Genomic DNA, 25,749 nt, shown 5'->3' with positions numbered 1-25,749 from the left:
GGAAGGGCGGTACCATCCAGCCCTGCTCCAGTTCATCGAAAAGCGGAGTGATTACTCCGCTGCCGTCTTCTGGCCGAAACGCTTCTCGATATAGTCGATGACGAGCACCTCGAAATCCGAGGCGATATTTGGGCCGCGCAGCGTCAGGGCCTTCTTGCCGTCGATGAAGACGGGGGCAGCCGGCGTCTCGCCGGTGCCGGGAAGCGAAATGCCGATATCGGCATGTTTGCTTTCGCCCGGTCCATTGACGATACAGCCCATCACGGCGACATTGAGTGCTTCTACACCCGGATATTTCTCACGCCAGATCGGCATGTTCTTGCGGATGTCGCTCTGGATGTTCTGCGCGAGCTCCTGGAATACCGTCGAGGTCGTGCGTCCACAGCCGGGACAGGCCGCGACGACAGGCACAAACTGGCGGAAACCCATGACCTGCAGCAGTTCTTGCGCCACCTGCACCTCGCGGGTGCGGTCACCATTCGGCTCCGGCGTCAGCGAAATGCGGATCGTATCGCCGATGCCGTTCTGCAGCACATAGCCCATGGCAGCCGAAGAGGCGACGATGCCCTTGGTGCCCATGCCGGCTTCGGTCAAGCCGAGATGCAGCGCATGGTTGGAGCGTTCGGCGAGCATGGAATTGACGGCGATCAGATCCTGAACCTGGCTGACCTTGGCCGACAGGATGATGCGGTTGCGCGGCAGGCCGATCTCTTCGGCAAGCTGGGCAGACAGCAGCGCCGACTGCACGATCGCCTCGTGCGTCACCTGCCGGGCCGAAAGCGGCGATCCTTCGGCCTGGTTCTTGTCCATCAGCTGCGTCAGCAGTTCCTGGTCCAGCGAACCCCAGTTGACCCCGATGCGCACCGGTTTGTTATAGCGGATCGCCATCTCGATGATTTCGGCGAACTGCTTGTCCTTCTTGTCCTTGAAGCCGACATTGCCGGGATTGATGCGATACTTCGCCAGCGCTTCGGCGCAGGCCGGATGATCGGCAAGCAGCTTGTGGCCGATATAGTGGAAGTCGCCGATCAGTGGCACATCCATGCCGAGGCGCAGCAGCCGCTCGCGGATCTTCGGCACGGCGGCAGCGCTTTCGTCGCGGTCGACGGTGATGCGCACCAGCTCCGAACCGGCGCGATGGAGTGCGGCCACCTGCGCAACCGTGGAATCCACATCCGCCGTATCGGTGTTGGTCATGGATTGCACGACGACCGGCGCACCGCCGCCGACGATGACACCGCCGACATCGACGGCAACGGAAGCGCGGCGCGGTTTCGGATCGAAATCGAAAGCAGACATAAAGAGCTCTTACACCCGGAAAACAGAGCCTTTCAGGTGGATCAAGCCCGCGAGCTTGTCAACCGCCCCGTATATCACTTTTGTTTGGAGGCGGCTCAGTGGCCGCCGCCCGAGACCCCGTCGGCATATTGCGCGAGCCTGGAGAATGCGAGAACGACGAGCAGCAGCACCGGCAGTGCCATGAAGACGGCCGCAAAACCCACATGCTCGGCCACGAAGCCGATCACCGAAGGCGCCACCAGCATGCCGGAATAGCCCAGGGTCGTGACGACGGAGATGCCGATACCGGGCTTCAGGCCGGGGATGTTGCCCGCCGCCGAAAACGCGATCGGCACCATGTTCGAAATACCAATACCGCAAAGTGCGAAGCCGATGATGGCGATTTCAGCATTCGGCGCAAGGCTAGCAAGCAGCATGCCGACGATGGCAAAGAGCGTGCAGATGCGCAGCGTCTTAACCCCGCCGAGACGATCGCGGACGAGATCGCCGGCAAAGCGCATGGTCGCCATGGCGGCCGAGAAGGCCGCAAAGCCGAGGCCGGAGAGGGCGACCGACGCACCCATTTCCTGCCTGAGATAAAGCGCACCCCAGTCGAGGACAGCACCTTCCGGCACCATACAGAACAGCGCCATAACGCCGAGCAGCCACGGCAGCGGCACCATCGGCAGCTTCGTCTTCTCCTTCTTGGTATCGGGATGCGGCGGATCGGCCAGAACCATCGGCCAGGCGACGGCAAGGAAGATAGCGGCCAGCACGGTCGCCAGTTCCGCGTGGCCGAGAATGCCGAGCCTGGAGATCACCAGGCCGCCAAGGCCGGAGCCTATCAGACCGCCAAGGCTCCAGAACGCATGGCAGGATGACATGATCGCGCGGCGCATGGATTTTTCCACCGCCACGGCATTGGCGTTCATTGCCACGTCCATCGCGCCCATGAAACCGCCGAACAGAAAGAGCGAGATCGCCCCTGTGATGACGTTGGGAGACAGCGTCAGCGCCAGAAGCATTGGCAGCAAACAGACGGCAAGCACCCGCACGACAACGCGTGAACCATGCTTGGCGATCTGCGCGCCGGCGATTGGCATCATCACCAGCGAGCCGAAACCGAAGACGAGAATCATGAGCCCAAGCTCGAACTTGGTGAGTCCCAGCCGCTCGGCAAAGTCGGGAATCTTCGGCGCCCAGCAGCCGACGACGAAACCATTCATGAGAAAGAGCAGCGAGACCGCCGCTCTGCTCCTGGTAATGAAGCCGCTCCGTACCCACGGCGCTGCACTCACATTATTATCCATTTCCTTGTCTTTCCTCTTGATCGGGCTTGCCTGCCCGATCCCTGTAAAAGGCGGAACGGTCTCAAGCCGTCTTATCCGCAATGATCGTCCGGCACCCGCGTGCACGGTATTGTTCGAGCATGGCGGCATCCGCATCGTGCTCGACGATAAGGCATTCGCAATGCGCGACCGGCAGAACGCTGTGTGGCGCAGCCGTACCGAATTTTTCCGATGTCGCAGCGACCATGACCCGCTTGCTCTTGGATGTGGCGAACCTCTTGAACTCCGCATCCTCGAAGCCGAATGTCGTCAAACCCGCCTCGATATCGACGCCGCAGGCGCCCAGGATGCAAAGGTCGGGCGCTAGCTGCTCCATGTCCCGCAAGGCTTTTGCGCCAAGCGATCCGCCGGTCTGGCGGTCGACCAGACCACCGATCAGGATCACGTTTACACCGGGCTTCTCGATCAGGGCCGCGGCAATCGCCGGCGCATTTGTGGCAGCGGTCAACGGAAGATCGGCCGGCAGAGCATTGGCAATCGCCAGATTGGTGCTGCCGGCATCGAAGAATACCGTCGTACCTGCGACGATTTCCTCTGCCGCGGCGCGGGCCAGCGCCTGTTTCCGGTCGGCAGCAAAGCTCATGCGCTGGGTCAGACTTCCGTGCGCCGGCGAAATCGGCAACGCTCCGCCATATACCCTCTCACAGAGCCCTGCCGCCGCCATCTCGCGCAGATCGCGCCGCACCGTATCCTCCGAGACGCCGAATTCGAGTGCGAGTTCTGCAGCCAGCACGCGGCCATGCGTCTTCAGTCGCTCGGAAATGACAGTCTGGCGTTCCCGCAACAGGAAATCTTGCATGTTTATACCGGATCAACCCTTCAAAATCTGAAATCATGCATAAACACTGATAACCGTGCACGCAACATGCACGATCACACGTTTTCTGACGCTCTGAAACAAAGCTCCACGACCAGGGCGAAATCTCGCATATTGACCGTCTCCGGGGGCAGGACTATCGATCAGGCATTCCCGATTCCCGCCGGCATAGCCCGCCTCTGGTACATCCCGTGAAAAACTCCGTCAGCCTGGGCATCCTGCTCACGACCGCCGCCTATATGGCGTTCACTTTCCATGATGCGATCGTCAAGGTTTTGACGGCGAGCATTCCCGTTTGGCAGATCCTGTTCTTCCGCAGCCTCACCATCCTTCTCGGCTGCCTCGCCTATGGCCGCAGCAAACTTGTGCATCAGGCGATCACCTCGCCGATCATCAAGCCGATGATTGCCCGCAGCATCCTTCTGCTCTGTGCATGGCTTTCATACTACACGGCCGCAAGTCATCTGCAGCTCGCCGAGGTCACGACGCTCTATTACGCAGCGCCTGTCGTCGGCACCTTGCTCGCCTGGTTCATCCTGAAGGAAGAGGTCACCCCCGCCCGTTGGCTAGCGGTCGGTGTCGGCTTCGTCGGTGTGCTCATCGCCAGCAATCCCGTCGGGCTCACGATCTCCTGGCCGGTCTATCTGGCGCTGCAGGCAGCCGTGCTCTGGGCTTCCGCCATGGTATTGCTGCGCAAAACCTCGCTGCATGAGAAGACTATCATCCAGCTTGCGGTCTCCAACGTCTTCTTCCTCATAATGACCGGTATTGCCGTGATCTACACCTGGCAGACCCCAACTCTCACGCAACTCGCCCTGCTCATCGGCACCGGTGTCGTCGCCGGCTGCGCCCAGTTCGCCCTCTTTGAAGGCATGCGTCAGGCTCCAGTGTCGGTGCTCGCGCCCTTCGAATATACATCGCTCGTCTGGGCCTTCATCCTCGGCTATCTGATTTGGGCTGATGTACCCACGCAGAATGTCGTCGTTGGTGCGGTGATGATTCTTGGCGCGGGCTTGATCATCATCGTCAGCGAAAAATTGCGTCGTCGCGCCCTAGCCTGATACCGGTTTCAGCCAGATTCGTGGTCAGAGTGGCAGCTTGAGAAAAATATTCGCAGTTGCCGCTTTTATTTGCAGTTTTCTACGCTTTCGATACCGCAATTTTCTGCGATGTATCGACCATCCGAACACAATCTTCCCAAGGATGGATAGAACAATGAACTGGTTGAAAACCGTCGCCGCCGCCGCCCTCATTCAGGCTGCAGCCCTGCTGCCCGCCCATGCCGGCGAAAACCTCAACGCCATCAAGTCTGCCGGCGTCTTCAAGATCGGCACGGAAGGCACCTATGCGCCCTTCACCTATCATGACGAAAGCGGCAAGCTCGTCGGCTTCGACGTCGAGATCGGCGAAGCGGTGGCCGCCAAGCTCGGCGTCAAGGCGGAGTTCATCGAAGGCAAATGGGACGGCCTGATCGCCGGCCTCGACGCCAAGCGTTATGACACCGTCATCAACCAGGTCGGTATCACCGACRCACGCAAGCAGAAGTACGACTTCTCCGAACCCTATATCGCGTCGAAGGCCGTACTGATCGTTCGCGACGGCGACGACAGCATCAAGACCTTCGCCGATCTCAAGGGCAAGAAGTCCGCCCAGTCGCTGACCAGCAACTTCGGCAAGATCGCCACGGAAGCGGGCGCCGAACTCGTCGGCACCGACGGCTTCGATCAGTCGATCCAGCTCGTCCTGACGAAGCGCGCCGACGCAACGATCAACGACAGCCTCTCCTTCCTGGACTTCAAGAAGCACAAGCCGGACGCTCCAGTGAAGATCGTGGCCCAGCAGGAAAATGCCGACTATTCCGGCATCATCATCCGCAAGGGCGAGCCGGAACTGCTCGAAGCGATCAACAAGGCGCTCGCCGATATCAAGGCTGATGGCACCTACAAGAAGATCGCCGACAAGTATTTCGGCCAGGACGTTTCGAAGTAAGTCCTGACACCGGCGGTTTCGCGCTGCCGCCATATCATTTATAGCTGCATGAGAAAGCGTCCGGCGAACACTCGCCGGACGCGTCTTTTCTTGAGGACACGCCCTTGCCGCACTGGCTCCAACTGATGGCGGAATCGCTTCCCTCGCTCCTCTGGGCGGGGCTGATCTTTACCATCCCCTTGACCTTGCTTTCCTTCGCCTTCGGCCTGATCCTGGGACTGATCACCGCCATCGCCCGTCTTTTCGGACCCGCGCCTGTTGCAGCCATTGCCCGTTTCTATGTCTGGGTCATCCGCGGCACGCCGCTGCTCGTCCAGCTCTTCGTGATCTTCTACGGCCTGCCGAGCATCGGCATCCTGCTCGACGCCTTCCCGGCAGCGCTCATCGGCTTCACGCTGAATATCGGCGCCTATAGCTCCGAAATCATCCGTGCCGTCATCTCCTCTGTGCCCAAGGGCCAATGGGAAGCGGCCTATTCCATCGGCATGAGCTGGCGCCAGGCCATGAGCCGCACCATCCTGCCACAAGCCGCCCGCGTCGCAGTACCGCCGCTGTCGAATACCTTCATTTCACTGGTCAAGGATACCTCGCTCGCAGCAGCCATCACAGTACCCGAGCTCTTCCAGGCCGCGCAGCGCATCGTCGCGACCACCTACGAACCGCTGATCCTTTATATCGAGGCGGCGCTGATCTATCTCGCCTTGAGCTCCGTACTCTCGACGCTGCAGCAGCGGCTGGAGCGTCGCTTCGCCCGTTATGGCGGAATGCTGGAGGCAAATGCATGATCGAGCTTTCCAATATCGAAAAGCGCTTCGGCGACGCCGTCATCTTGAAGGATATCAGCATCCGCATCCCGGAAGGCAGCGTTACCGCCCTCGTCGGCCCCTCCGGCGGCGGCAAGAGCACCCTGCTCCGCTGCATCAATCTCCTGGAGATTCCGACTGTAGGCACCATCCGCCTCGGCGAAGAAACGCTCTCTTTCACGCCCGGCAAGCGTGTCGGCTGGCAGGCAATTCAGAAGATCCGTCGTCAGACCGGCATGGTGTTCCAGAACTTTCAGCTCTTTCCGCATCAGACGGCGATCGAAAACGTCATGGAAGGTCTGGTCACAGTGCTGAAATGGCCAAGGGAAAAGGCGCGCGAACGCGCCATGGAGCTGCTGACCAAGGTCGGCATGGCGCACAAGACCGATGCCTGGCCCTCGACGCTCTCCGGCGGCCAGCAGCAGCGCGTGGCGATCGCCCGCGCTCTTGCGCCTTCGCCGCGCGTATTGCTCTGCGACGAGCCGACGTCTGCGCTTGATCCGGAACTGTCAGCGGAAGTGGTGGATGTGCTGGGTCAGCTTGCCAGGGAAGGCACGACCATGGTCATGGCGACCCATGATCTTCGCCTCGCCTCCAAGATTGCCAATGACGTGGTTTTTCTGGAGGCCGGCAGCGTGGTGGAAACCGGCAGCGCCAGAGCGATCTTCAATACGCCGGAGAAGGAGCGCACCAAGCGCTTCATCTCTACCATCAACGCCGCTCATACCTACGATATTTGAGGCGATGCCGGGATGCGAAATCCCGGCATACGGAAATCCCGATCAGGCGGCAGTGACGACGGCACGTGCTGCCTTCAGCGCATTTCCCCACCAGGTCAGCTGATCGAGCAGGTTCTTGGCAGCTTCGTTCAGATGCGCGTAATCGCCGAGGCTCTTGCCTTCCTTCAGAACGGCAAGATATTCGCTGAACGCGATGTGTACCCCCGTCCTGACAGAAGCTGCACTCATTTCGACGAAGACCAGACGAAGCTGCTCGACGGYGCGTGCGCCACCGACGCCGCCGTAACCGACGAAGCCGACCGGCTTATGGATGAATTCGCCGAGATCGATCGCGTTTTTCAGAACAGCCGTCGGAGCATGGTTATATTCGGCGACCGTGAAGATGAAGCCGTCGAATTCGCGCAGCTTCTTCTTCCAGCGCTCGGCGGTTTCGCTTTCCGCCGTGGTGGCGCGCGCTTCGCCGAAGAAATGCATCGGGTAGTCGAGAAGATCGAGAACCTCGACTTCGAGATCGGAACGCTGGTCGACGAGCTCGGCGATCCACTTGGCCGGATGTTCAGCGAAACGGCCAATACGCGTGCTGCCAACGATGACGGCAATCTTCAACTTGCTCATGAGATGATCCCTGATTGATCTTGGGGGCGGTGATGGGAGCTCAAGTCTATGAGAAAGCCTCCTCGCCCGGCAAGGCGAGAAGGCTGCTAACTCATAGAAAAATCAGCTTTTTAACGACACGATCGTACACAATCGGGTGATGCCGGAAACGATCGTCCGTCGTCTTCTTAACCGGCATAGACGACGAGCAGATCCTTGGCGTCGATCTGGTCGCCGGCCTTGACCAGGACTTCCGAAATCGTGCCGTCCTTTTCCGCATGCAGCGCCGTTTCCATCTTCATCGCCTCGATGGAGACGAGTACGTCACCGGCACTGACGACCTGGCCAGGCGCAATGAAGACACGCGAGATGACGCCTGGCATCGGCGCCCCGACATGGACGGCATTGCCGGCTTCCGCCTTGCGGCGGGCCGCAGCCCCCGAAGCGCCGTGCGCCCGATCCGGCACCTTGATGCGGCGCGGTTGGCCATTGAGTTCGAAGAAGACGGTGACCATGCCCTGGCTATCGGTACCGCTCATCGCCTGGTTCACGATGACCAGCGTCTTGCCCTTTTCGATATCGGCAAACAGCTCTTCGCCATCCTTGAGGCCGTAGAAATAGGAGGGCGTCGGCAGCACCGAGACCGGACCATAAGTGTCCGCAGCCAATGCGAAATCGGTGAAGACCTTCGGATACATCAGGTAGGAGGCAAACTCGAAGTCGCTGACCTCACGCTCCAGCTTGGTCTCGATCGCCTTGCGCTCCGCGTCGAGGTCGGCATCGTCAAGCAACGAGCCAGGGCGCACCGTATAGGGCTGATCGCCTTTCAGCGCCTTCTTCTGCAGCGCCTCCGGCCATCCTGATGGGGGCTGGCCGAGATCGCCCTTCAGCATCGAGACCACCGATTCAGGGAAGGAAACCTCCCTATCCGGGCTAACGACGTCGGCAACTGTCAGGTCTTGGCTCACCATCATCAGCGCCATATCGCCAACGACCTTGGACGACGGCGTCACCTTGACGATATCGCCGAACATCTGGTTGGCGTCGGCATAGGCCTGCGCCACCTGGTGCCAGCGGGTCTCGAGCCCTAGCGAACGGGCCTGTTCCTTGAGGTTAGTGAACTGGCCGCCCGGCATTTCGTGCAGGTAGACTTCCGAAGCAGGTCCCTTGAGGTCACTCTCGAAGGCCGCATATTGATTGCGAACCGCCTCCCAATAGAAAGAGATGCGGCGGATCCATTCCGGATCGAGGCCCGGATCGCGCTCGGAGCCACGCAGCGCTTCGACGATGGAGCCGAGGCAGGGCTGCGAGGTATTGCCTGACAGTGCATCCATCGCTGCATCGACGGCATCGACGCCTGCATCCACGGCAGCAAGAACCGTGGCCGCGGCAATGCCCGACGTATCATGCGTGTGGAAGTGGATCGGCAGGCTGGTTGCCTCGCGCAGCGCCTTGAACAGCACCTTGGCTGCGGCCGGCTTCAGGAGGCCTGCCATGTCCTTCAGCGCGATGATATGCGCGCCGGCCTTTTCGAGCTCGACGGCAAGATCCGTATAATATTTCAGGTCATACTTCGGTCGCGCCGAATTGAGGATATCGCCCGTATAGCAGATCGCCGCTTCGCAGAGCTTGTTCTCCTCGGCAATGGCGTCCATCGACACGCGCATATTCTCTACCCAGTTCAGGCAGTCGAAGACACGGAAGAGATCGATACCCCCCTTGGCGGCCTGTCGGACGAAGTATTTGACGACATTATCGGGGTAGTTCTTGTAGCCGACGCCGTTCGCGCCACGCAGCAGCATCTGCAGCAGAAGGTTGGGAGCCCCCTCGCGGATCAGCCCCAGACGCTCCCACGGATCCTCGGTCAAAAAGCGCATGGAGACGTCGAAGGTCGCACCACCCCAACATTCCAGCGACAAGAGATTTGGCAGCGCATGCGCATAGGTGCCAGCGATCTTGGCAATGTCATAGGTGCGCATGCGGGTGGCGAGCAGCGATTGGTGACCGTCGCGCATCGTCGTATCGGTCAGCAGTACCTGCGTCTGCTCGCGCATCCACTCGCCGAATTTCTTCGGACCGAGCTGGTCGAGAAGCTGCTTCGTCCCATCGGGGATCTTGCCGCCGTCTGCGTAGGGTACGACCGGCTTGGCGGCATCCTGCGATGGCCGCGGGCGATCCTTCGCCTCGGGATGACCGTTGACGGTGACATCGGCGAGATAGGTCAAAAGCTTGGTGGCACGGTCCTGGCGCTTGACCTGCTGGAAGAGCTCAGGCGTGGTGTCGATGAAACGGGTCGTATAGGTGTTATCTCTGAACTTCGGATGCGTAATGATCGCTTCCAGGAAGGTCAGGTTGGTGGCAACACCGCGAATACGGAATTCGCGCAGTGCGCGGTCCATGCGCGAAATCGCCTCCAGCGGGTTCGGCGCCCAAGCCGTCACCTTCACCAGCAACGGGTCGTAGTAGCGGGTAATAATCGCGCCGGTATAGGACGTGCCGCCGTCGAGGCGGATGCCGAAGCCCGATGCCGAACGATAGGCAGTGATGCGGCCATAGTCCGGAATGAAATTGTGCTCCGGATCTTCCGTCGTGATGCGGCACTGCAGCGCATGGCCGTTGAGGCGGATATCCGCCTGCTTCGGCACGCCGGATTCCTCAGTGCCGATCGCGAAACCGTCGAGGATGTGGATCTGCGCCTTGACGATATCGATGCCGGTCACGACTTCGGTGACCGTATGCTCGACCTGGATGCGCGGATTGACTTCGATGAAGTAGAATTTGCCGGTATCGGCATCCATCAGATACTCGACGGTGCCGGCGCCGACATAGTTCGTCGCCTCCGCGATCTTCAGCGAATAGGCGGCAAGTTCCTGACGCTGCGCTTCCGACAGATATGGGGCGGGCGCGCGCTCGACGACCTTCTGGTTACGGCGCTGGATGGAGCAGTCGCGCTCGAAGAGATGCACGACATTGCCGTGCGTATCGCCGAGGATCTGGCTTTCGACGTGGCGGGCGCGCTCGACGAGTTTTTCGAGATAGACTTCGTCCTTGCCGAAGGCAGCCATCGCCTCGCGCTTGGCCTCGGTTACCTCGCGAGCGAGATCTGCTTTGGAGCGGATGACGCGCATGCCGCGACCGCCGCCGCCCCAGGACGCCTTCAGCATCACGGGATAGCCGATCGCGGCAGCCATCTTGGCAACTTCCGCCATATCGTCAGGCAGCGGCTCAGTCGCCGGAACGACCGGAACGCCGACGGAAATGGCGAGATTGCGCGCTGCCACCTTGTTGCCGAGCTGACGCATAGTATCGGCCCTCGGGCCGATGAAGGTGATGCCTGCAGCATTGCAGGCATCGACGAATTCGGGGCTTTCCGAAAGCAGACCGTAGCCCGGATGAATGGCGTCGGCGCCGGAAAGCTTGGCGACACGGATCACTTCGTCGATCGAAAGATAGCTTTCGATCGGGCCGAGATCACGGGCGAGATGCGGGCCGCGGCCGACTTGATAGCTCTCGTCGGCCTTGAAGCGGTGCAGCGCCAGCTTGTCTTCCTCAGCCCATATCGCGACCGTTTTTATTCCGAGCTCATTGGCCGCGCGGAAGACGCGGATGGCGATTTCGGAACGGTTGGCGACAAGGATCTTCGATATGGGCAATGTACTCTCCTCAAAGCACGAAAAACGGGCCATGCTGCACCCGCGAAGAGAATTCTTAACGTGCTGTTACAGAAAGTTCAATTTCCCTCGTCTCGACGAAATAGAATTTCTCTAGATCTCAGGTAATCAAACCATACCGGAAAGCAAGCGCCACCGCCTGCTGCCGGTTCTTGGCCTTCAGCTTATCCTGCAGACCGTTCATGTACCAGTCGACCGTATGATTGGAGATCTTCAGATGCTTGCTGATTTCCATCGAGGTCATACCCTCGGCGAGATAATGCAGGATTTCCATTTCGCGCCGGGTCAGCTGTGTGTCGGTTATCGGCACCGTTTCCAGCGTCGCAGCTTCGCCCTGCAGATCGAGCAGCCGCCAGAAGGTTTTGCGGGCGATCGCCTCGAAAAGCGAGATTTCAGCCGGTGAAAGCTCAACGGGCTTACCGCCGAGGCTGAGGCTGCCCAAGATGCCGTTTCGTCCATAGATCGGGAAGACATAGCCGTCTTCCAGCCCATGGCCGAAGGCATCGACCATCATCTGCTCCATGCGGCGCTGATGCGGGTCGGCCCTAAAAGCGGCCATGCTGTCGCGCCAGCGGAAGGGCCGCTGCGCATGTGCAAGATACCGCACGGTCGGATCGACGAGCACATATTTTTTCACTGCATAGACGTGTGACCATCTGTCCGGCCACCGGCTGGCCATAGTCACACTCCATGGGTTGTCTCCCTGCTTGGGGTGGCGAAGCAGACCATAGAAATCGAATCCGCTCGCGCGGATCACCTTGTCGAGTTCTTCGATCGCGCTTTCGCTGTCGGAATGTTCCTCTAGAATCACAAGTAATTGAATTAAAGAATGAATTTGCACAAAATGCCCCTTGCCCGGACCAACGAGGCCGCCGGAGCAGGCCTGATAACCCGCCGCTGAACGGTCTTTATTAAAAAATTGCAGTTCACAAACTGGATGGTGCGCTAGACGCTCCAGGGAATGCAAGCGCAAATTGTCGCGATGTATGCCTAAGCAACAATTTCGAAACTATGGTCACTTATCGCACTGAGCGATCGCACCGTACGCGCGAATTTCGAAGTCGGATTCCAAACCTGAATATCCCGTTAATCGTCGGTTCAGGTAGATCTTTGTAGCATCGCACCATCCCGTTTTTTCGCAGATGCAAAAGAGGTCCCGACGTGTCGTTATTCAAGGTCTATGCAAGGGCTCTGCGCTATCTTGGCGCCTACAAGCTCCGCGTATCCCTCGTCGTTATCGCGAATATCGTATTGGCGGCCATCACCATCGCCGAGCCGATACTGTTCGGCCGTATCATCGATGCGATTTCCGGCAAGGGCGAGGTCAAGCCGATCCTCATGATGTGGGCGGCGTTTGCCGTCTTCAACACCATAGCGTTCGTCCTCGTGGCACGCGAAGCCGACAGGTTGGCCCATGGCCGCCGCGCGACGCTTCTGACCGAGGCATTCGGCCGCATCATCTCCATGCCGCTTTCCTGGCACCACCAGCGGGGCACATCCAACGCGCTGCACACGCTGCTGCGGGCTTGCGAAACCCTGTTCGGCCTGTGGCTGGAGTTCATGCGCAACCATCTTTCGACGGTCATTGCGCTTGGTCTGCTCATCCCGACCGCAATGTCCATGGATCTGCGTCTCTCCGCAGTCCTGATCGTGCTCGGTATCGCCTATTGGATCATCGGCCGTGTGGTCATGAGCCGCACCAAGGACGGCCAGGCTTCGGTCGAAAACCACTATCATACCGTCTTCGGCCATGTCAGCGATTCCATCAGCAACGTCTCGGTTCTCCATAGCTATAACCGCATCGATGCCGAGACGCGTGCGCTGAAGTCCTTCGCCGATCGCCTGCTGCAGGCGCAGTATCCGGTACTCGACTGGTGGGCGCTTGCGAGCGCGCTGAACCGCATGGCCTCGACGATCGCCATGATGGTCGTGCTCGTCATCGGCACCGTGCTCGTCCAGAACGGCGAACTGCGCGTCGGCGACGTTATCGCCTTCATTGGCTTCGCCAACCTGCTGATTGCCCGCCTTGACCTGATGCGTCAGTTCGCCACGCAGATTTTCGAAGCCCGTTCGAAGCTGGAAGACTTCTACAATCTGGAAGATTCCGTCCGCGAACGCGAAGAGCCGGCCGGCAACGGCGAGATCAAGGACGTCAAGGGTGATGTCGAGTTCAACGACGTCTCCTTCGGCTTCGCCAACAGCTCGCAGGGTCTGCACAACGTCTCCTTCAAGGTGAAGGCCGGCCAGACGGTTGCGATCGTCGGCCCGACCGGCGCTGGCAAGACGACGCTCGTCAACCTGCTCCAGCGCGTCTATGACCCGCAGGGCGGCCAGATCCTCGTCGACGGCCACGATATCAGCAAGGTCACGCGCAAGTCGCTGCGCCGCTATATCGCCACCGTCTTCCAGGACGCGGGCCTGTTGAACCGCTCGATCAGCGACAACATCCGCCTCGGCCGCGAGAACGCTTCGGAAGAGGATATGCGCCGCGCCGCCGAAGCGGCTGCCGCTGCCGACTTCATCGAGAACCGCGACGAGCAGTACGACACCCATGTCGGCGAGCGCGGCAACAAGCTCTCCGGCGGTGAACGCCAGCGTATCGCGATCGCCCGCGCCATTCTCAAGGATGCGCCGATCCTGGTGCTGGACGAGGCGACCTCCGCTCTCGACGTCGAGACGGAAGCCCGCGTCAAGGCGGCGATCGACAACCTGCGCCAGAACCGCACCACCTTCATCATCGCCCACCGTCTCTCGACGGTCCGCGAGGCGGATATGGTGCTGTTCCTGGATAACGGCCGCATCGTCGAGCACGGCAGCTTCGATGAGCTCAGCCACTCGAACGGCCGCTTCGCCGCTCTGCTCCGCGCCAGCGGCATCCTGACGGACGACGAAGTCCGCAAGGCCCATACGACCGAAGCTGCCTGATCGGCTTCGCAAGGACACGACAAAAGGCCGGAAGGGCATCGCTCTTCCGGCCTTTTTGTTGCGCGGGATTCCCTGTGAATCGCTGTGGGCAGACCCGCTTGTTCTCATCATCGGTAAGGATTGATCCGTAGAGTCTCTAAGCCGCTTCTGCATAGACGAGGTCAGGTGCAAGGATCCATTCGCCCTGTTTGAGCGACATGACATCAAGTCTGCCGCGGCCATCTCTGGCGGCAACGCCGACAAACCGATAGCAGCCACCGTTCCGGTCGATGACCACGGCAGAAATCGGTTTGCCGCGAAGATGACCGACCACAGGGCCGTCTGCCTTCGCGGCATCAAGCAGGAAATATTCGTGAGGAATGTTGCGACTAACCATCAGGCGCGACCCTCGCTCCGGATGGCCAGGCCGACAGCCGTCTTTGTCCCTGTCTTCATCGCTGCGTCCGGGCGATTGGCCTCAGCCGGAACCGGCTTGCGGCAGAACTGTTTCGTCTTCTTGATCTCGACAATGAATGGCTTTCGCTGCGACCTCATAACCTGTCCTTTCCGCTTGAAATGCGTGTCACGCAAAGATGCATTCGACCTGTCCAAGCGGTCCGAAATCAGCCGCCAGATGCTGGCCGGGCCAAACCTGAAGAATGGTGGTGCACGATCCCGTCGCAACGATATCGTTGGCCTGAAGCTGCCTGCCGTTCGCCGAAAGTTGGTTTGCCAGCCAGACGACGGCATTGAGCGGATTGCCCATGACCGATGCGGATGTCCCCGAAAAGACCGTCTGCTTGAACAGGAAGGTTGTAATATCGATGCTGGCAAGATCGGCTGATGTCAGCGCCCCGGTATGATCACCGCACAGGGTTGCGACATGCAGGCCGAAGTCGGCGATCGCTGCGTAATCTCCCGTAAAGACCCGCCGCGTGCGCCGGCCGAGAATGCCGACGGCCGGGCGGCAATCGAGCACGGCTTCAGCAGCACTGTCGAGGTTGATCGGTTCTCCGATATCCGGATAAGACCGCAGCATCCTGAAAACCAGCTCACCCTGGACACCGATGGTGCCTTGCGGCAGCCGGAATTCCTTCGTGCCGGCAAACAGTGCGGAGGCAGGAATTTCGGAATAGATCGGCTTTGCAAGACCGAGAGTGTGGCGCGATTCCTCGCTCGTACCGACGAGCGCATAGCCCTTACGCTCGAAACCCAGCGCATCCTGCGCAATCGCCTGAATGTCATAGGCCTCACGTTTGGAGGAGATCAGGTCAAGCGGAAGATCGCAGAGTTCGTTATGCCGACGGCTCCTGGCGAGGATATCGGCTGTGGCGTCCTTGAGTTCGAAGTACATCTTCGTGCTCCCTATCATTGGCATTGCCTCAGGAAGCCAAAATGGAGCGAGGCGCGTAGCCGTTCCATTCGTGATGAACAGCTAAAAAATCAAAATCTCATAGTGATCCCGGAGGTCCCGCTTGCGGCTGCGCATTCCACCTGGAACAACTGCGTCAAGGCGTAACCACCCAACGCTCGGCGAAAAAGCCGGCGGCCTCTTCAACCGCCGGCTCCGTATTCCTTAAGGAAGCCTGCCTATTTGCGCTTGCCCTGGCTATAGGCGTCCACTCCACGGCTGATGCGGACGGGCACCGGAATAGCGCCGCCGCTGGCAAGAGGCCGAGTGTTTTCCTGTTCGCGCTTGTATTCGAGATGATAGGCATAGGCGAACTGGGCGGCGATGCCGACAAGCACAAAGATCGGACCGATGATCTGGTCACGGTTGGTAATGTAGAGCAGCACCTGCCCGACCATCGCCAGGATGGTGCCGGCGACAAAGATATTGAGCGAGTGCCGGCCGAGGATCGTCAGCGGATGATCGGCCGGGCGGCGGAAAGCCTGGGACACCGTCGGAATATTGATCACCAGATAGGCGAGCGCCAGCACATGCAGGAAGCGCGGCAGCGACAGGAATGTCTTGTCGAAGCCGGTCAGCACGGCAGGCAGGCCAAGTGCTGCAAGATAGTTTCCGATATCCCAAAGACGCGCCGTCACCCAGATGAAGGAGAGCACGACATAGCCGAGTGCCAGCGCGAAAAGCAGCGGATGGTGGGGAAGCGTGCCGCCGCGCTTGACATGCATCATCGACACGATGCCGATCGTGAACAGGAACTGCCAGGAGAAGGGATTGAGGAACCAGTCTCCCTCGAAAAGCATGTTCTGCGGCGCGATCTGGTAAATGCCCGCAAGCAGCCAGACGGTGCCGGAAACGGCAAGCGCCAGCAACGCGCTCTTCTCGTTCAGCAGCAGGATCAACGGCACCATCAGCATCAGCGCGCCGTACATCGGCAGGATATTGTTGTAGCCGATCTGATGGCCGAGCAAGAGCAGTGCGGGAATGCCCTCCTTCAGGTTCATCAGCACCGCCAGAATATTAATCTCGACCAATAGCCCCGGCCGGTGGAACAACCAGGCGCCGCAGATGAACAGCGCAAGCGTCACGAAAGTGGTGATCATATGGGCAAGATAAAGCGTGAAGGCACGCTTTGCCGCCTTGATCGCCATTTCCAGCCGCTTACCCGCTTTGAAGCGCGAGCCATAGGCAAGACCGACTGCAATGCCCGAGATCAGCACGAAGGCTTCGGCGGCATCGGAAAAGCCGAAATTCTTGGTCGTGATATATTCGAAGATTTGCCCCGGAACGTGATTGATGAAGATCGTGATGAGCGCGAGACCACGAATCACATCGAGCCTCGTATCACGCTTGGACGCCGCCACTGATATGGAACTTCGTTGGGCGCCAATGGCTTTGGTCGGCATACCTGCCATGGTGTCTCTCCTGTTATCCGTTTTGCAAACGCTACGCCGGCCAAAAGGGTTCCCCCTTTGGCCGTGCGAATCGTCGGAAAATCAGCTTGGAGATTGCTGTTATCCGACCGGATATCCCTCGTGGGGATTGGCGACTTCGCTGCCGTTTATCGACAGAGTGTAGCCTTCAGCATTGGACGCTTTTGAGACCGAAATGCGGTATTTGCTTCCGTCGCGTTCGATCTCTGCCGCAAACCCGTCCCAATTGGAAGGGAGCGACGGGTTCACAAAAAGTTGTCCACCCTTTAGCCGGATACCGAGGATACCTTCCACCGCCGCGCGGTAGAGCCAGCCGGCCGAGCCGGTGTACCAGGTCCAGCCACCGCGCCCGACATAGGGGGCATGGCCATAGACATCGGCCGCCACGACATAGGGCTCGACGCGATACCGTTCGGCCGCCGCCTTGTCCAGCGAATGGGTGATCGGATTGAGGATCTGGAAGCAGCGCAGGGCATCGTCACCCCGCTTCAATTCCGCCAGCGCCATGACCACCCAGGTCGAGGCGTGTGTGTACTGGCCACCATTCTCGCGAACGCCCGGCGGATAGGCCTTGATATAACCTGGATCCTTCAGCGACCTTTCAAAAGGCGGTGTGAAGAGGCGGATGATCCGCGCATCTTCGTCAACCAGCCGGTCGAGCACCGCATCCATCGCCTTGATGGCCCGCTTCGGATCACCTTCACCTGAGAGCACGCTCCAGGACTGTGCAATCGAATCGATCTGGCATTCCAGGCTCTCCTTCGAGCCGAGCGGCGTGCCGTCATCGAAAGTGCCACGGCGGTAATAATCGCCGTCCCAGGCAGCGCTTTCGAGCGCCTTCTTGAGTTCGATGAGATGAGCCTTCCAGCGCTTCGCACGGGCCTTGTCGCCCCGGTCTTCGGCATACGGTATGAAAGTGCGCAGTGTGCCGGCAAGGAACCAGCCAAGCCAGACACTCGTGCCACTGCCGCCGATGCCGACGCGATTCATCCCGTCATTCCAGTCGCCACCGAGGAAGAGCGGCAGGCCGTTCGTTCCCTTGCGAGCAATGGCGAGATCGAGCGCCAGGGCTGCATGTTCGTAGATGCTTACCGTATCCTCGGATATTTCCGGCTTGAAGAAGGAGTCATGCTGGCCTTCCAGCAGCGCCGGACCTTCGAGGAAGGCGAGCTGCTCGTCGAGCACGCTCTTGTCACCGCTGACACTGCAATAATGATCGATCGCATAGGCGAGCCACACGACATCGTCGGAGATTATGGTGCGTACGCCGGCTCCCGTCCCCGGCAGCCACCAGTGCTGTACGTCCCCCTCGCGGAACTGGCGCGAGGCCGCATTGATGATCTGGCCTCGCGCAAGCGCAGGCTCCTGCAGCACGAAGGCGAGTGTATCCTGCAACTGGTCGCGGAAGCCGAAGGCGCCGCTCGCCTGGTAGAAGGCCGTCCTGGCCATGATGCGGCAGCCGAGGCTCTGATAGGGCAGCCAGGTATTGACGAGGTTGTTCATGCCTTGATCCGGCGTCGAGATCTGCAGCTTGCCGGTGAACTCCTGCCAAAAGCCCCGGTTCGCCTGCACCGCTTCATCGAACGAGGCCTTTCTGATATCGGCAAGCAGGGTGCGCGCCTCCTCTTCGGTGGACGCATCACCCAGGAAGAAAGTGACGTCGCGCGCTTCGTCAGCGCCGAGCTCGATATCGATCGCAAGGATCGCCGCTGGATCGCCTTCAAGGTCCGTGGAGCCGGAAAGAGCAGCGGCTGTGGTCACGGCGACAGGCGCCTCAATCGTCCCGCTCTTGCCGATGAACTCGCGACGGCTTGCCGAGAAACTCGAAACCGTCTCGCTTGCGGCGAGGAAGGCGGTGCGACCCGAATAGTCGATGCTGTAGGGGTTCGTCGCAAACAGCGCGCCTGTCTCTTCGTCACGTTTCGTCAGGATGAAAGGGGCGGTCTTCTGCGGATTATTCCCAAGGACCCATTCCACATAGGCGTAGAGCCTGAGCTTGCGGCTTGCCGAACCGGCGTTACGCAGACGCAGGCGCTGCAGCCTCACCGGCTTTTCGCGATGCACGGTCTGCGTCACTTCCAGCGCGATCTCGTGCTGCGTGCTGGAGAAAGTAGAGTAACCGAGACCGTGGCGCGCTTCGAAGCTGATATCGTTGCGACGGGAGAGCCTTGCAAACGGCGTCATAACCGCGCCACTTTCGAGGTCCGCTATGTAGAGGGCTTCGCCGGAACGGTTGATGACTGCATCGTTCGACCAGGAGGTGAGCTGGTAATCACGCGAATTGACGCTCCAGGTGAAACCGGCACCTTCGGCTGACACATGGAATCCGAACCGGTCATTCGAGATGACATTGATCCAAGGCTGCGGCGTCGCCCGCCCGCCCGGCAAGCGCACGACATATTCACGGCCGTCGCGGGCAAAGCCACCGATGCCATTCCAGAAGTCGAGATCGCCTTCCTCCTCGATGGCAATAGTCTTGATAGCCGGGGCAGGTAGAGGCGGTATGCGCTTGACCGGCGTCTCCGTGTCCTCTGGCTCCTCCTTGACAGGGGTAAACAGCAGGCGGGCGCGGTTGATCTGATCAACCACCTTACCGTTCTTCGCATGCAGCGTTACGCGCGAGGCGGCGATCAGTGCATGATAGGTGCCCTCTTCCATTAGATCCTTACGGACTGCGAAGATGTGCTGGCGCAGACCATCGGCCTGGCCCATGCGGCGCACGCCCTCGCACATGGCGTCGAGCGCGTGCTGCATATCCTGTGCATAGGAAGAGGCCCGTTCGTTCATGATGACGAGATCGGCGGTCACCCCGCGTGAACGCAGATATTCCTGCGCCAGCAGCGCTTCGCGGGCGATTTCGAGATCCATCTCGTCATCGATGCGCAGCGTGAAGATCGGGAAATCGCCCGAAATCGCCAGCGGCCAGAGCGCCGACTGTGACTGCATGCCGGCCCGGACGGCGCCATAGTCGCCGCGAAGCTGCATGTCAGGATAGACAAGATAGCGGCCGAGATACTGGAACGCTGCCGCCTGCTGCGAACTGACACCGACATGGCGCATCTGCACCTGTGTACGCGTCCAGGCCTGGATGATTTCGTGGTTGAAGGCATCCGGATGGCGATAGCGATCGATGGCCTTATCCACCTCGGCACGGCTAGGTGCTGCAATCGTCCAGAAGATCACGCTGACCTTCTTGCCAGCCGGCACGCGCACAGTCCGGCGCAACGACAGGACAGGATCCAGCGTGAAACCGTCGGTGCCGGAAAGGCAGGCACCCGGATCGAAAGCAGCGGCATTCGAAAGGCTGCGGCCACGACCGATGAACGTCCTCCGCTCCGTTTCGAATTCCGTATGTCGCGTATCCCCGGCGTTGTCGACAATCAGATGCGCGATACTCATATTCGCTTCGTTCGGATCGCGCTTGTTGCGCTCGGCACGGATGACATCGCCGCGCGTGTCGATCTCCGTTTTGACGAACATGCGGGCGAAAGCCGGGTGCGCGTTGTCCGTGTCGTCGGATGTGATGACCGGTTCGAGATAGGACGTCACTTCAATGAAGCGATCCTCCGCACCCATGTTGAACAGCGTCAGGCGGCGGGCTTCCGCATCATGCTCGGTGGCAACGATACATTCGACCTCGCTCGTAAGCTCGCCAAGAACCTTGCTGAACACGGCCTTCTCGTCAGCAAACTCCACTCGGACTGTTTCGCCCTCCACGCGCTTCGGTTCTGATGTTGCCGACCACCATTCATTGGTCACCGTATCGCGCAGGAAGATGAAATTGCCCCAGCGGTCTTCGGTCGGATCTGGCTTCCAGCGGGAGACGGATAGACCGTTCCAGCGGGCATAACCCGCGCCCGTTGCAGTCAGCATCAGGGAATAATGGCCGTTCGACAGGAAGACGAGCTCTCGTTCGCGCGATGCCGGATCGGCGATTTTACGGATGACGGGCCGCATCAACTCGTCCTGGATGCTGGCGGGCGTATCGGATTCATCCTTGCCGCTCATGACCGGGATGTCGCGCGGCGCTTTTTCCTGCAGCAGCAGTTCGGCCGCTTCGATGACCGGATCGGAGTGGAAGAGTTCACGCAGATGGCCGTTGAAGGCAACGTTGGCGACAGCGGCGATCGACATGCCATGGTGGTGGGCATAGTAATTATAGACGACTGCACATTTCCTGCCTTCAGGAACGCGTGTCGGCGTGAAGTCGACGGCGTCGTGAAAGCCGAACTTGCCGAGAGCGCCGAGCTTGCGAAGCCTCTGCAGGTTTTCGAGCGATGCTTCCGGGTCATATTGGCTGGCGAGCAGCGAGGCATAGGGCGCGATGACGGCATTGTGGCCGAGACCGCGCTTCAGGCCGAGCGTAGGCACGCCGAAGTTCGTGTACTGATAGTTGAGGTTATGGTCGCGGGCATTGAAGGCCGCTTCCGAGATGCCCCAGGGCGTACCGAGCTTACGGGCATGGTTCATCTGTTCGACAATGACGAGATTGTTGGTCTGGTTGAGGATGCCTCCGCCGCGCTCCTGCATGACGAGCGGCGGCATCAGATATTCGAACATCGAGCCGGACCAGGAGACCAGTGCACCACGAGAGCCGACCGGCACGACCTGGCGTCCAAGCTTGTACCAATGCTCCGTCGGCAAATCGCCCTTGGCGATACCGAAGAGCGAGGTAAGACGGCATTCCGAAGCCAGAAGGTCGTAACAGGCCGCATCGAGCTCGCCGCTTTCCACGCGATACCCGATCGACAGCAGGCGACGCTCCGGACGGTATAGGAAGCCGAAATCCATCGAAAAGGCGAGATCGCGGGCCTTGTCGCGGAGCGCGATCAGGCGGGGGCGCAACGCATCGATATTGGAAAGGTCGAAGGTACTATCGGAGATGTGTGCCTCGCAGACCTTGACCAGCGAGGCCGCCCACAACGTGACCTCTTCCGTCTGCTTCGACTTCACCTCGTGATGCAAGTTGCCGGCAAGGTTCTGGATGTCGCGCGCCAGAACGGCAAGGTTGATGACACGGATCGACGCAAATTCGTGCTCGCGCTTGACGGCGGCAAGCGCATTCTGGAAGCCGGCAATTCGCTCTTCCAGACGGCGGCGCAGCGGCCGCACGGTCTTGCGGTCGTCAGGCAGGTCAGCCAGCACTTCATCAAGAATGCCGGCCGTGTCACCGACACCGTCGAGATTGCCCTGGACATGTGCCGAGGGTGCTTCCGCCCAGTCACGGCAGGCCGAGGAAATGGCAATCAGGTGACCAGCGAGATTGCCGCTGTCGACCGCCGATACGTAGCGAGGTCCCAGCGTCTGCAGCGTATCGGTGTGATACCAGTTGAAGAGATGGCCGCGGAACTTTTCCATGCGGTCGACCGTGGCGATCGTCTGCTCCAGGCGCTCGATAGTCTCCTCGAAGGAGAACCAGCCGAAATGGCGGCCGGAAATGACGGACAGGAGATAGACGCCAATATTTGTGGGCGAAGTGCGCGTCGCCACGATGACATGGGGCGTTTCCTGCACGTTGTCGGGCGGCAGATAGTTCTGCTCCGCCGTCGTGAAGGTCTCGAAGTAGCGCCAGGTGCGGCGCGCGATCTTGCGCAGCTCGCTGGAGACTGCATCCGGCACGTCGAGCCGGTCTTCCGTCTCGGCCGACTGGCTCACATACCAGGCGACGACGGGCGAGCAGATCCAAAGGAGCGCAAAGGGAATGCCAACGAGGAATGAGTTATTTCCCGACAATGCGGCGAAAGCGACCGACAGAATCGCCAGAACCGGAGCATGCCACATCGCTCTATAGTAGGAGAGGATGGTACCCTGCCTGCCTGCCCCGACGCTGGCCGCAGTGCGCCACTGCAAGAGCAGCTTGCGGCTGACTAAGAGACGGTAGAGCGATCGGCCGATAGCATCCACCATCATGCAGACGGTGTCAGCAATGAAGATGATGCGCAGCGCCACCTGGGCATCGGCAGCCGCAATATCCGACCAGACAGTATAAAGATGGGCGCTGGCGACAATATCGCTGCTGCGCGGGATGATGCCATTGATGAGCGAAAGGGTTGGCGCCACGAATAGGCAGAAAATCAACAGGATCTGCCAGATCAGCGCCCCAAATGGCTCCATCAGATACCAGCCGAGCACGGAAGCGAGGAACCAGGTGATCGGTGTCAGCGACCGGCGCAGATTGTCGAACATCTTCCAGCGCCCGAGCGCGGTGACGCCGTGTTTCGGACTGAACATATAGGGCAGAAGCTGCCAATCGCCGCGCACCCAGCGATGCTGGCGCGAGGTTTCGACCTCGTAGCGTACCGGAAAGTCCTCGACGAGTTCGAGATCGGTGACGAGTGCGCAACGTGCCATCGAACCTTCGAGAAGGTCATGGCTGAGCACCGAATTCTCCTCGATACGCCCCTTCAGTGAAGCCTCGAAGGCATCGACATGATAGAGGCCCTTGCCGGTGAATGTGCCTTCGCCGGCAAGATCCTGATAGACATCCGAAACCGTGAAAACATAGGGATCGAGACCGCGATTGATCGAAAAGACGCGTTGAAAGACTGACGCATCCTTGCCCGTCGTCAGCGACGGTGTGACGCGCGGCTGCAGAATGCCGTAGCCGCTTTCGACACGCCCGCTTTCCGGGTTAATGACCGGGCGGTTGATCGGATGATGGAGCTTGCCGACGAGTTTCGTGACGGTATCGCGCATCAGGCGCGTATCGGCATCGAGCGTCATGACATATTCTATATCGGCCGGCACGGTGTTGGCGCCTGGCAGATAGGTCGTATCGCGGTCGCCGCGCAGCAGCAGGTTCAACTCGTGCAGCTTGCCGCGCTTGCGCTCCCAGCCCATCCACACACCTTCAGATGGATTGTAGAGGCGGCGGCGATGCAGCAGATAGAAGCGCGTCTTGCCGTCATGGGCATAGCGGGCTGAGAGATTAGCGACCTCCCGGCGTGCATATTCCAACACTTCGAGATCGGCGGAAGTTTCCTCAACCTCGCTATCCGGCCAGTCGCTCAGCAACGCGAAATAGATCTCGCCGCGTGGATTGGCGAGATAATGGACCTCGAGATTGCGCACCATCTCATCGACGCTATCGCGATCAGAAATCAAGCACGGCACGACGAGGAGCGTGCGCGCATCCTCCGGAATGCCTTGTTTGAACTCATAACCGACAAGCCGCGCCGGCGTGACGAAGAAAGAGAGAACAGTGTTGAAAAGCCCGCTCGCACCTTCCGAGGCCGGCAATGCGAACAGGATGAGCAGCAGGGCGATTTCAACCGACCCCATGCCGGCATTGGCCATAAACCCGCCGACGATCCCCATGGCGATGATCGTGATCAGCGCGACCGGAATGGCGATGGCCATCCAATTGAATTTGCGCACCGCGCGAATGACGTGCTGCGCCAGCGTCGGGCGGTAGTCTGCGCGCGCTTCGAATTTTAGGCGTTGAGCGCCCGCAATGAAGCCGCCAATGTCAGGCTCATGCGGCAGCGGCTCATCGGAAAGCCTGGCCTCGGACACCATATCGACAGCAAGCTGGGCGATTTGCACCTCGCTCAGCGGCGAGCGCCTGGCAAGCCTTTCGATCTGCCGGCGATAGCTGTTGCGCGAACCGGAGTCGAGAGCACCGTAGCCGGACTGATCCCAGAGCAACCTGTCGACGTGGCTGACCTGCTCGACCCAAACCGACCACTCCGCATCGTTGATCTCGCGCAGGCTGCGGATGATGTTGCCCATCGTGACATTGCCGGCGGAGAGGCGGCTATGCTCCGCCATCATCGCCTCCTCGCTGTCGCGCCCAAGCTTTTCCAAACGCTCGTCGAGCCAGGAGATCGCCAGGCTCGACGTCTGCGAACCATCACGCATGCGGTAGAGGAATTGGGTCGAGAAAGTGTTATCCTCGGCAAGCTCTTCCAGCGTCTTCAGATAGGCGGCAGCCTTTGCGGTATCGGCGAGACGCACCAATTCGTTGGCGGCCTCGTTGGCGCGACGGCGCAGGCGGCGGCTTCGCTCGACGCGGCTCGAAATACGACGGAGGTTTTCGACCAGCACGTAGCGCACCAGCGACGGCAACGCCCAGAGCTCACCGATCTTGAGGGTTTCGTGCTGCTGGAAGCCGTCGACCAGCGCTGTCAGGCTTTCCTGTGAGATGGTGCCGTGAGTATGGGCGACATAAAGCCAGGCCAGTACGAGCGTGCGGGGGATCTCGACGCCGCCGAMTTTCATGAGCGGCAGTTCTTGATAGAACCGGCGCGGGAAGTCGCGGCGGACTTCCTGAATTGCTTCCTCGACGATGTAGTGATTGTCCAGCAGCCATTCGGCGGCYGGCGTGATCGYCTCYCCGGCCTCGRCGTCGGTCGCRGTTGTGCGRTAGACGCGCAGGATTTCCTTCTCRTTYTCCTTGTGGCGCGCAAAGAAATCGAACGSTGCGAAGGCCGGCAACTCGCTCACGGTGCCGCAGGCTACGCTTTCGCCCATGGCCCTGATGTCCTCGTTGGACAGATAAGTCGAGCGGATCGAATCACTGTGGTCGATCTGCTTGTTCTCAGGCTCGTACGACAGGCTCGGAGACGGACTTGAAATGGCCATGGGTTCGGTTCTGGATCCAAACGACGTTATGATTTCGGCTAGGTTCTGCATTGCTTACGATGACTCTCGCATGAACGCGCCGGTCATCTTCGAAGTCGGGAAAGCAAGATAAACGGACGGTCGGAGCGCTTTGGAGCAACGAACCGACCGGCTTCGGACGTAACTTTGCGATGGTCATGG

General features: G+C 60.0%; 16 protein-coding genes. 5 read left to right on the top strand and 11 right to left on the bottom strand.

From position 1 onward, the window contains the following. Positions 1-51: 51 nt before the first annotated feature. The 3 genes from ispG to AC1DTN_RS07870 form a co-directional block, all read right to left on the bottom strand. Complete coding sequence (gene ispG, locus AC1DTN_RS07880) at positions 52-1,299, bottom strand: flavodoxin-dependent (E)-4-hydroxy-3-methylbut-2-enyl-diphosphate synthase (protein ID WP_477920314.1); 1,248 nt, start codon at positions 1,297-1,299, stop codon at positions 52-54. 95 nt (positions 1,300-1,394) lie between these two features. Then, the gene (locus AC1DTN_RS07875) at positions 1,395-2,588 is read right to left on the bottom strand and encodes an MFS transporter (protein ID WP_439016862.1); all 1,194 of its coding nucleotides are present in this window, start codon (positions 2,586-2,588) and stop codon (positions 1,395-1,397) included. 61 nt (positions 2,589-2,649) lie between these two features. Next, a complete protein-coding gene (locus tag AC1DTN_RS07870; RefSeq protein WP_477920312.1) occupies positions 2,650-3,426 on the bottom strand; it encodes a DeoR/GlpR family DNA-binding transcription regulator in 777 nt (258 codons plus the stop codon). Positions 3,427-3,635: 209 nt separating this feature from the next. Here AC1DTN_RS07870 and AC1DTN_RS07865 point away from each other — a divergent pair, with 209 nt between their 5' ends. The 4 genes from AC1DTN_RS07865 (at position 3,636) to AC1DTN_RS07850 (ending at position 6,976) form a co-directional block, all read left to right on the top strand. After that, the gene (locus AC1DTN_RS07865; protein ID WP_477920311.1) at positions 3,636-4,505 is read left to right on the top strand and encodes a DMT family transporter; all 870 of its coding nucleotides are present in this window, start codon (positions 3,636-3,638) and stop codon (positions 4,503-4,505) included. 154 nt (positions 4,506-4,659) lie between these two features. Next, positions 4,660-5,433, top strand: coding sequence for an amino acid ABC transporter substrate-binding protein (locus AC1DTN_RS07860; protein WP_477920310.1), 774 nt, complete (start codon positions 4,660-4,662; stop codon positions 5,431-5,433). 104 nt (positions 5,434-5,537) lie between these two features. After that, positions 5,538-6,218 carry an amino acid ABC transporter permease gene (locus tag AC1DTN_RS07855; protein ID WP_113183626.1) on the top strand — a complete coding sequence of 227 codons (681 nt, stop codon included), beginning with the start codon at positions 5,538-5,540 and terminating at the stop codon, positions 6,216-6,218. Then, positions 6,215-6,976, top strand: coding sequence for an amino acid ABC transporter ATP-binding protein (locus AC1DTN_RS07850; protein WP_113183627.1), 762 nt, complete (start codon positions 6,215-6,217; stop codon positions 6,974-6,976). The genes AC1DTN_RS07855 and AC1DTN_RS07850 overlap by 4 nt, the downstream gene beginning before the upstream one ends. Positions 6,977-7,018: 42 nt before the next feature. Here AC1DTN_RS07850 and AC1DTN_RS07845 read toward each other — a convergent pair whose 3' ends face one another. The 3 genes from AC1DTN_RS07845 to AC1DTN_RS07835 all read right to left on the bottom strand — a co-directional run bounded on the left by AC1DTN_RS07845 (position 7,019) and on the right by AC1DTN_RS07835 (position 12,082). Then, positions 7,019-7,591: an NADPH-dependent FMN reductase gene (locus AC1DTN_RS07845; RefSeq protein WP_477920309.1), complete on the bottom strand. Its 573-nt coding sequence runs from the start codon at positions 7,589-7,591 to the stop codon at positions 7,019-7,021. Between the two features lie 167 nt (positions 7,592-7,758). Continuing rightward, complete coding sequence (gene pyc, locus AC1DTN_RS07840; RefSeq protein ID WP_477920308.1) at positions 7,759-11,223, bottom strand: pyruvate carboxylase; 3,465 nt, start codon at positions 11,221-11,223, stop codon at positions 7,759-7,761. A gap of 118 nt (positions 11,224-11,341) precedes the next feature. Next, the gene (locus tag AC1DTN_RS07835) at positions 11,342-12,082 is read right to left on the bottom strand and encodes a LuxR family transcriptional regulator (protein WP_113319852.1); all 741 of its coding nucleotides are present in this window, start codon (positions 12,080-12,082) and stop codon (positions 11,342-11,344) included. A gap of 320 nt (positions 12,083-12,402) precedes the next feature. On the opposite strand from AC1DTN_RS07835, the gene AC1DTN_RS07830 reads away from it, so the two are divergent. Further along, positions 12,403-14,166, top strand: coding sequence for a glucan ABC transporter ATP-binding protein/ permease (locus tag AC1DTN_RS07830; protein ID WP_113319853.1), 1,764 nt, complete (start codon positions 12,403-12,405; stop codon positions 14,164-14,166). Between the two features lie 136 nt (positions 14,167-14,302). On the opposite strand, the gene AC1DTN_RS07825 is transcribed toward AC1DTN_RS07830, so the two are convergent. The 5 genes from AC1DTN_RS07825 to AC1DTN_RS07805 form a co-directional block, all read right to left on the bottom strand. After that, on the bottom strand, positions 14,303-14,542 hold the full coding sequence (locus AC1DTN_RS07825; protein WP_113319854.1) for a hypothetical protein: 240 nt from the start codon (positions 14,540-14,542) through the stop codon (positions 14,303-14,305). Next, positions 14,542-14,700: a hypothetical protein gene (locus tag AC1DTN_RS07820; protein ID WP_310385411.1), complete on the bottom strand. Its 159-nt coding sequence runs from the start codon at positions 14,698-14,700 to the stop codon at positions 14,542-14,544. The genes AC1DTN_RS07825 and AC1DTN_RS07820 overlap by 1 nt, the downstream gene beginning before the upstream one ends. Positions 14,701-14,728: 28 nt before the next feature. Continuing rightward, a complete protein-coding gene (locus AC1DTN_RS07815) occupies positions 14,729-15,499 on the bottom strand; it encodes a 2-keto-4-pentenoate hydratase (RefSeq protein WP_477920307.1) in 771 nt (256 codons plus the stop codon). 236 nt (positions 15,500-15,735) lie between these two features. After that, complete coding sequence (locus AC1DTN_RS07810; protein WP_477920306.1) at positions 15,736-16,968, bottom strand: OpgC family protein; 1,233 nt, start codon at positions 16,966-16,968, stop codon at positions 15,736-15,738. 99 nt (positions 16,969-17,067) lie between these two features. Beyond that, on the bottom strand, positions 17,068-25,569 hold the full coding sequence (locus AC1DTN_RS07805) for a glycoside hydrolase family 94 protein (protein ID WP_477920305.1): 8,502 nt from the start codon (positions 25,567-25,569) through the stop codon (positions 17,068-17,070). Between the last annotated feature and the right edge of the window lie 180 nt (positions 25,570-25,749).

This window comes from Rhizobium sp. 01T444, assembly GCF_056398305.1.
Note: the sequence above shows the minus strand (reverse complement) of the source record. Positions and strands in the feature narration are given on the sequence as shown.

Coding starts and splice junctions, on each gene's coding strand:
- ispG (WP_477920314.1), bottom strand. CDS start 1,299: ATGTCTGCTTTCGATTTCGATCCGAAACCGCGCCGCGCTTCCGTTGCC.
- AC1DTN_RS07875 (WP_439016862.1), bottom strand. CDS start 2,588: ATGGATAATAATGTGAGTGCAGCGCCGTGGGTACGGAGCGGCTTCATT.
- AC1DTN_RS07870 (WP_477920312.1), bottom strand. CDS start 3,426: ATGCAAGATTTCCTGTTGCGGGAACGCCAGACTGTCATTTCCGAGCGA.
- AC1DTN_RS07850 (WP_113183627.1), top strand. CDS start 6,215: ATGATCGAGCTTTCCAATATCGAAAAGCGCTTCGGCGACGCCGTCATC.
- AC1DTN_RS07825 (WP_113319854.1), bottom strand. CDS start 14,542: ATGGTTAGTCGCAACATTCCTCACGAATATTTCCTGCTTGATGCCGCG.
- AC1DTN_RS07820 (WP_310385411.1), bottom strand. CDS start 14,700: ATGAGGTCGCAGCGAAAGCCATTCATTGTCGAGATCAAGAAGACGAAA.
- AC1DTN_RS07815 (WP_477920307.1), bottom strand. CDS start 15,499: ATGTACTTCGAACTCAAGGACGCCACAGCCGATATCCTCGCCAGGAGC.
- AC1DTN_RS07810 (WP_477920306.1), bottom strand. CDS start 16,968: ATGGCAGGTATGCCGACCAAAGCCATTGGCGCCCAACGAAGTTCCATA.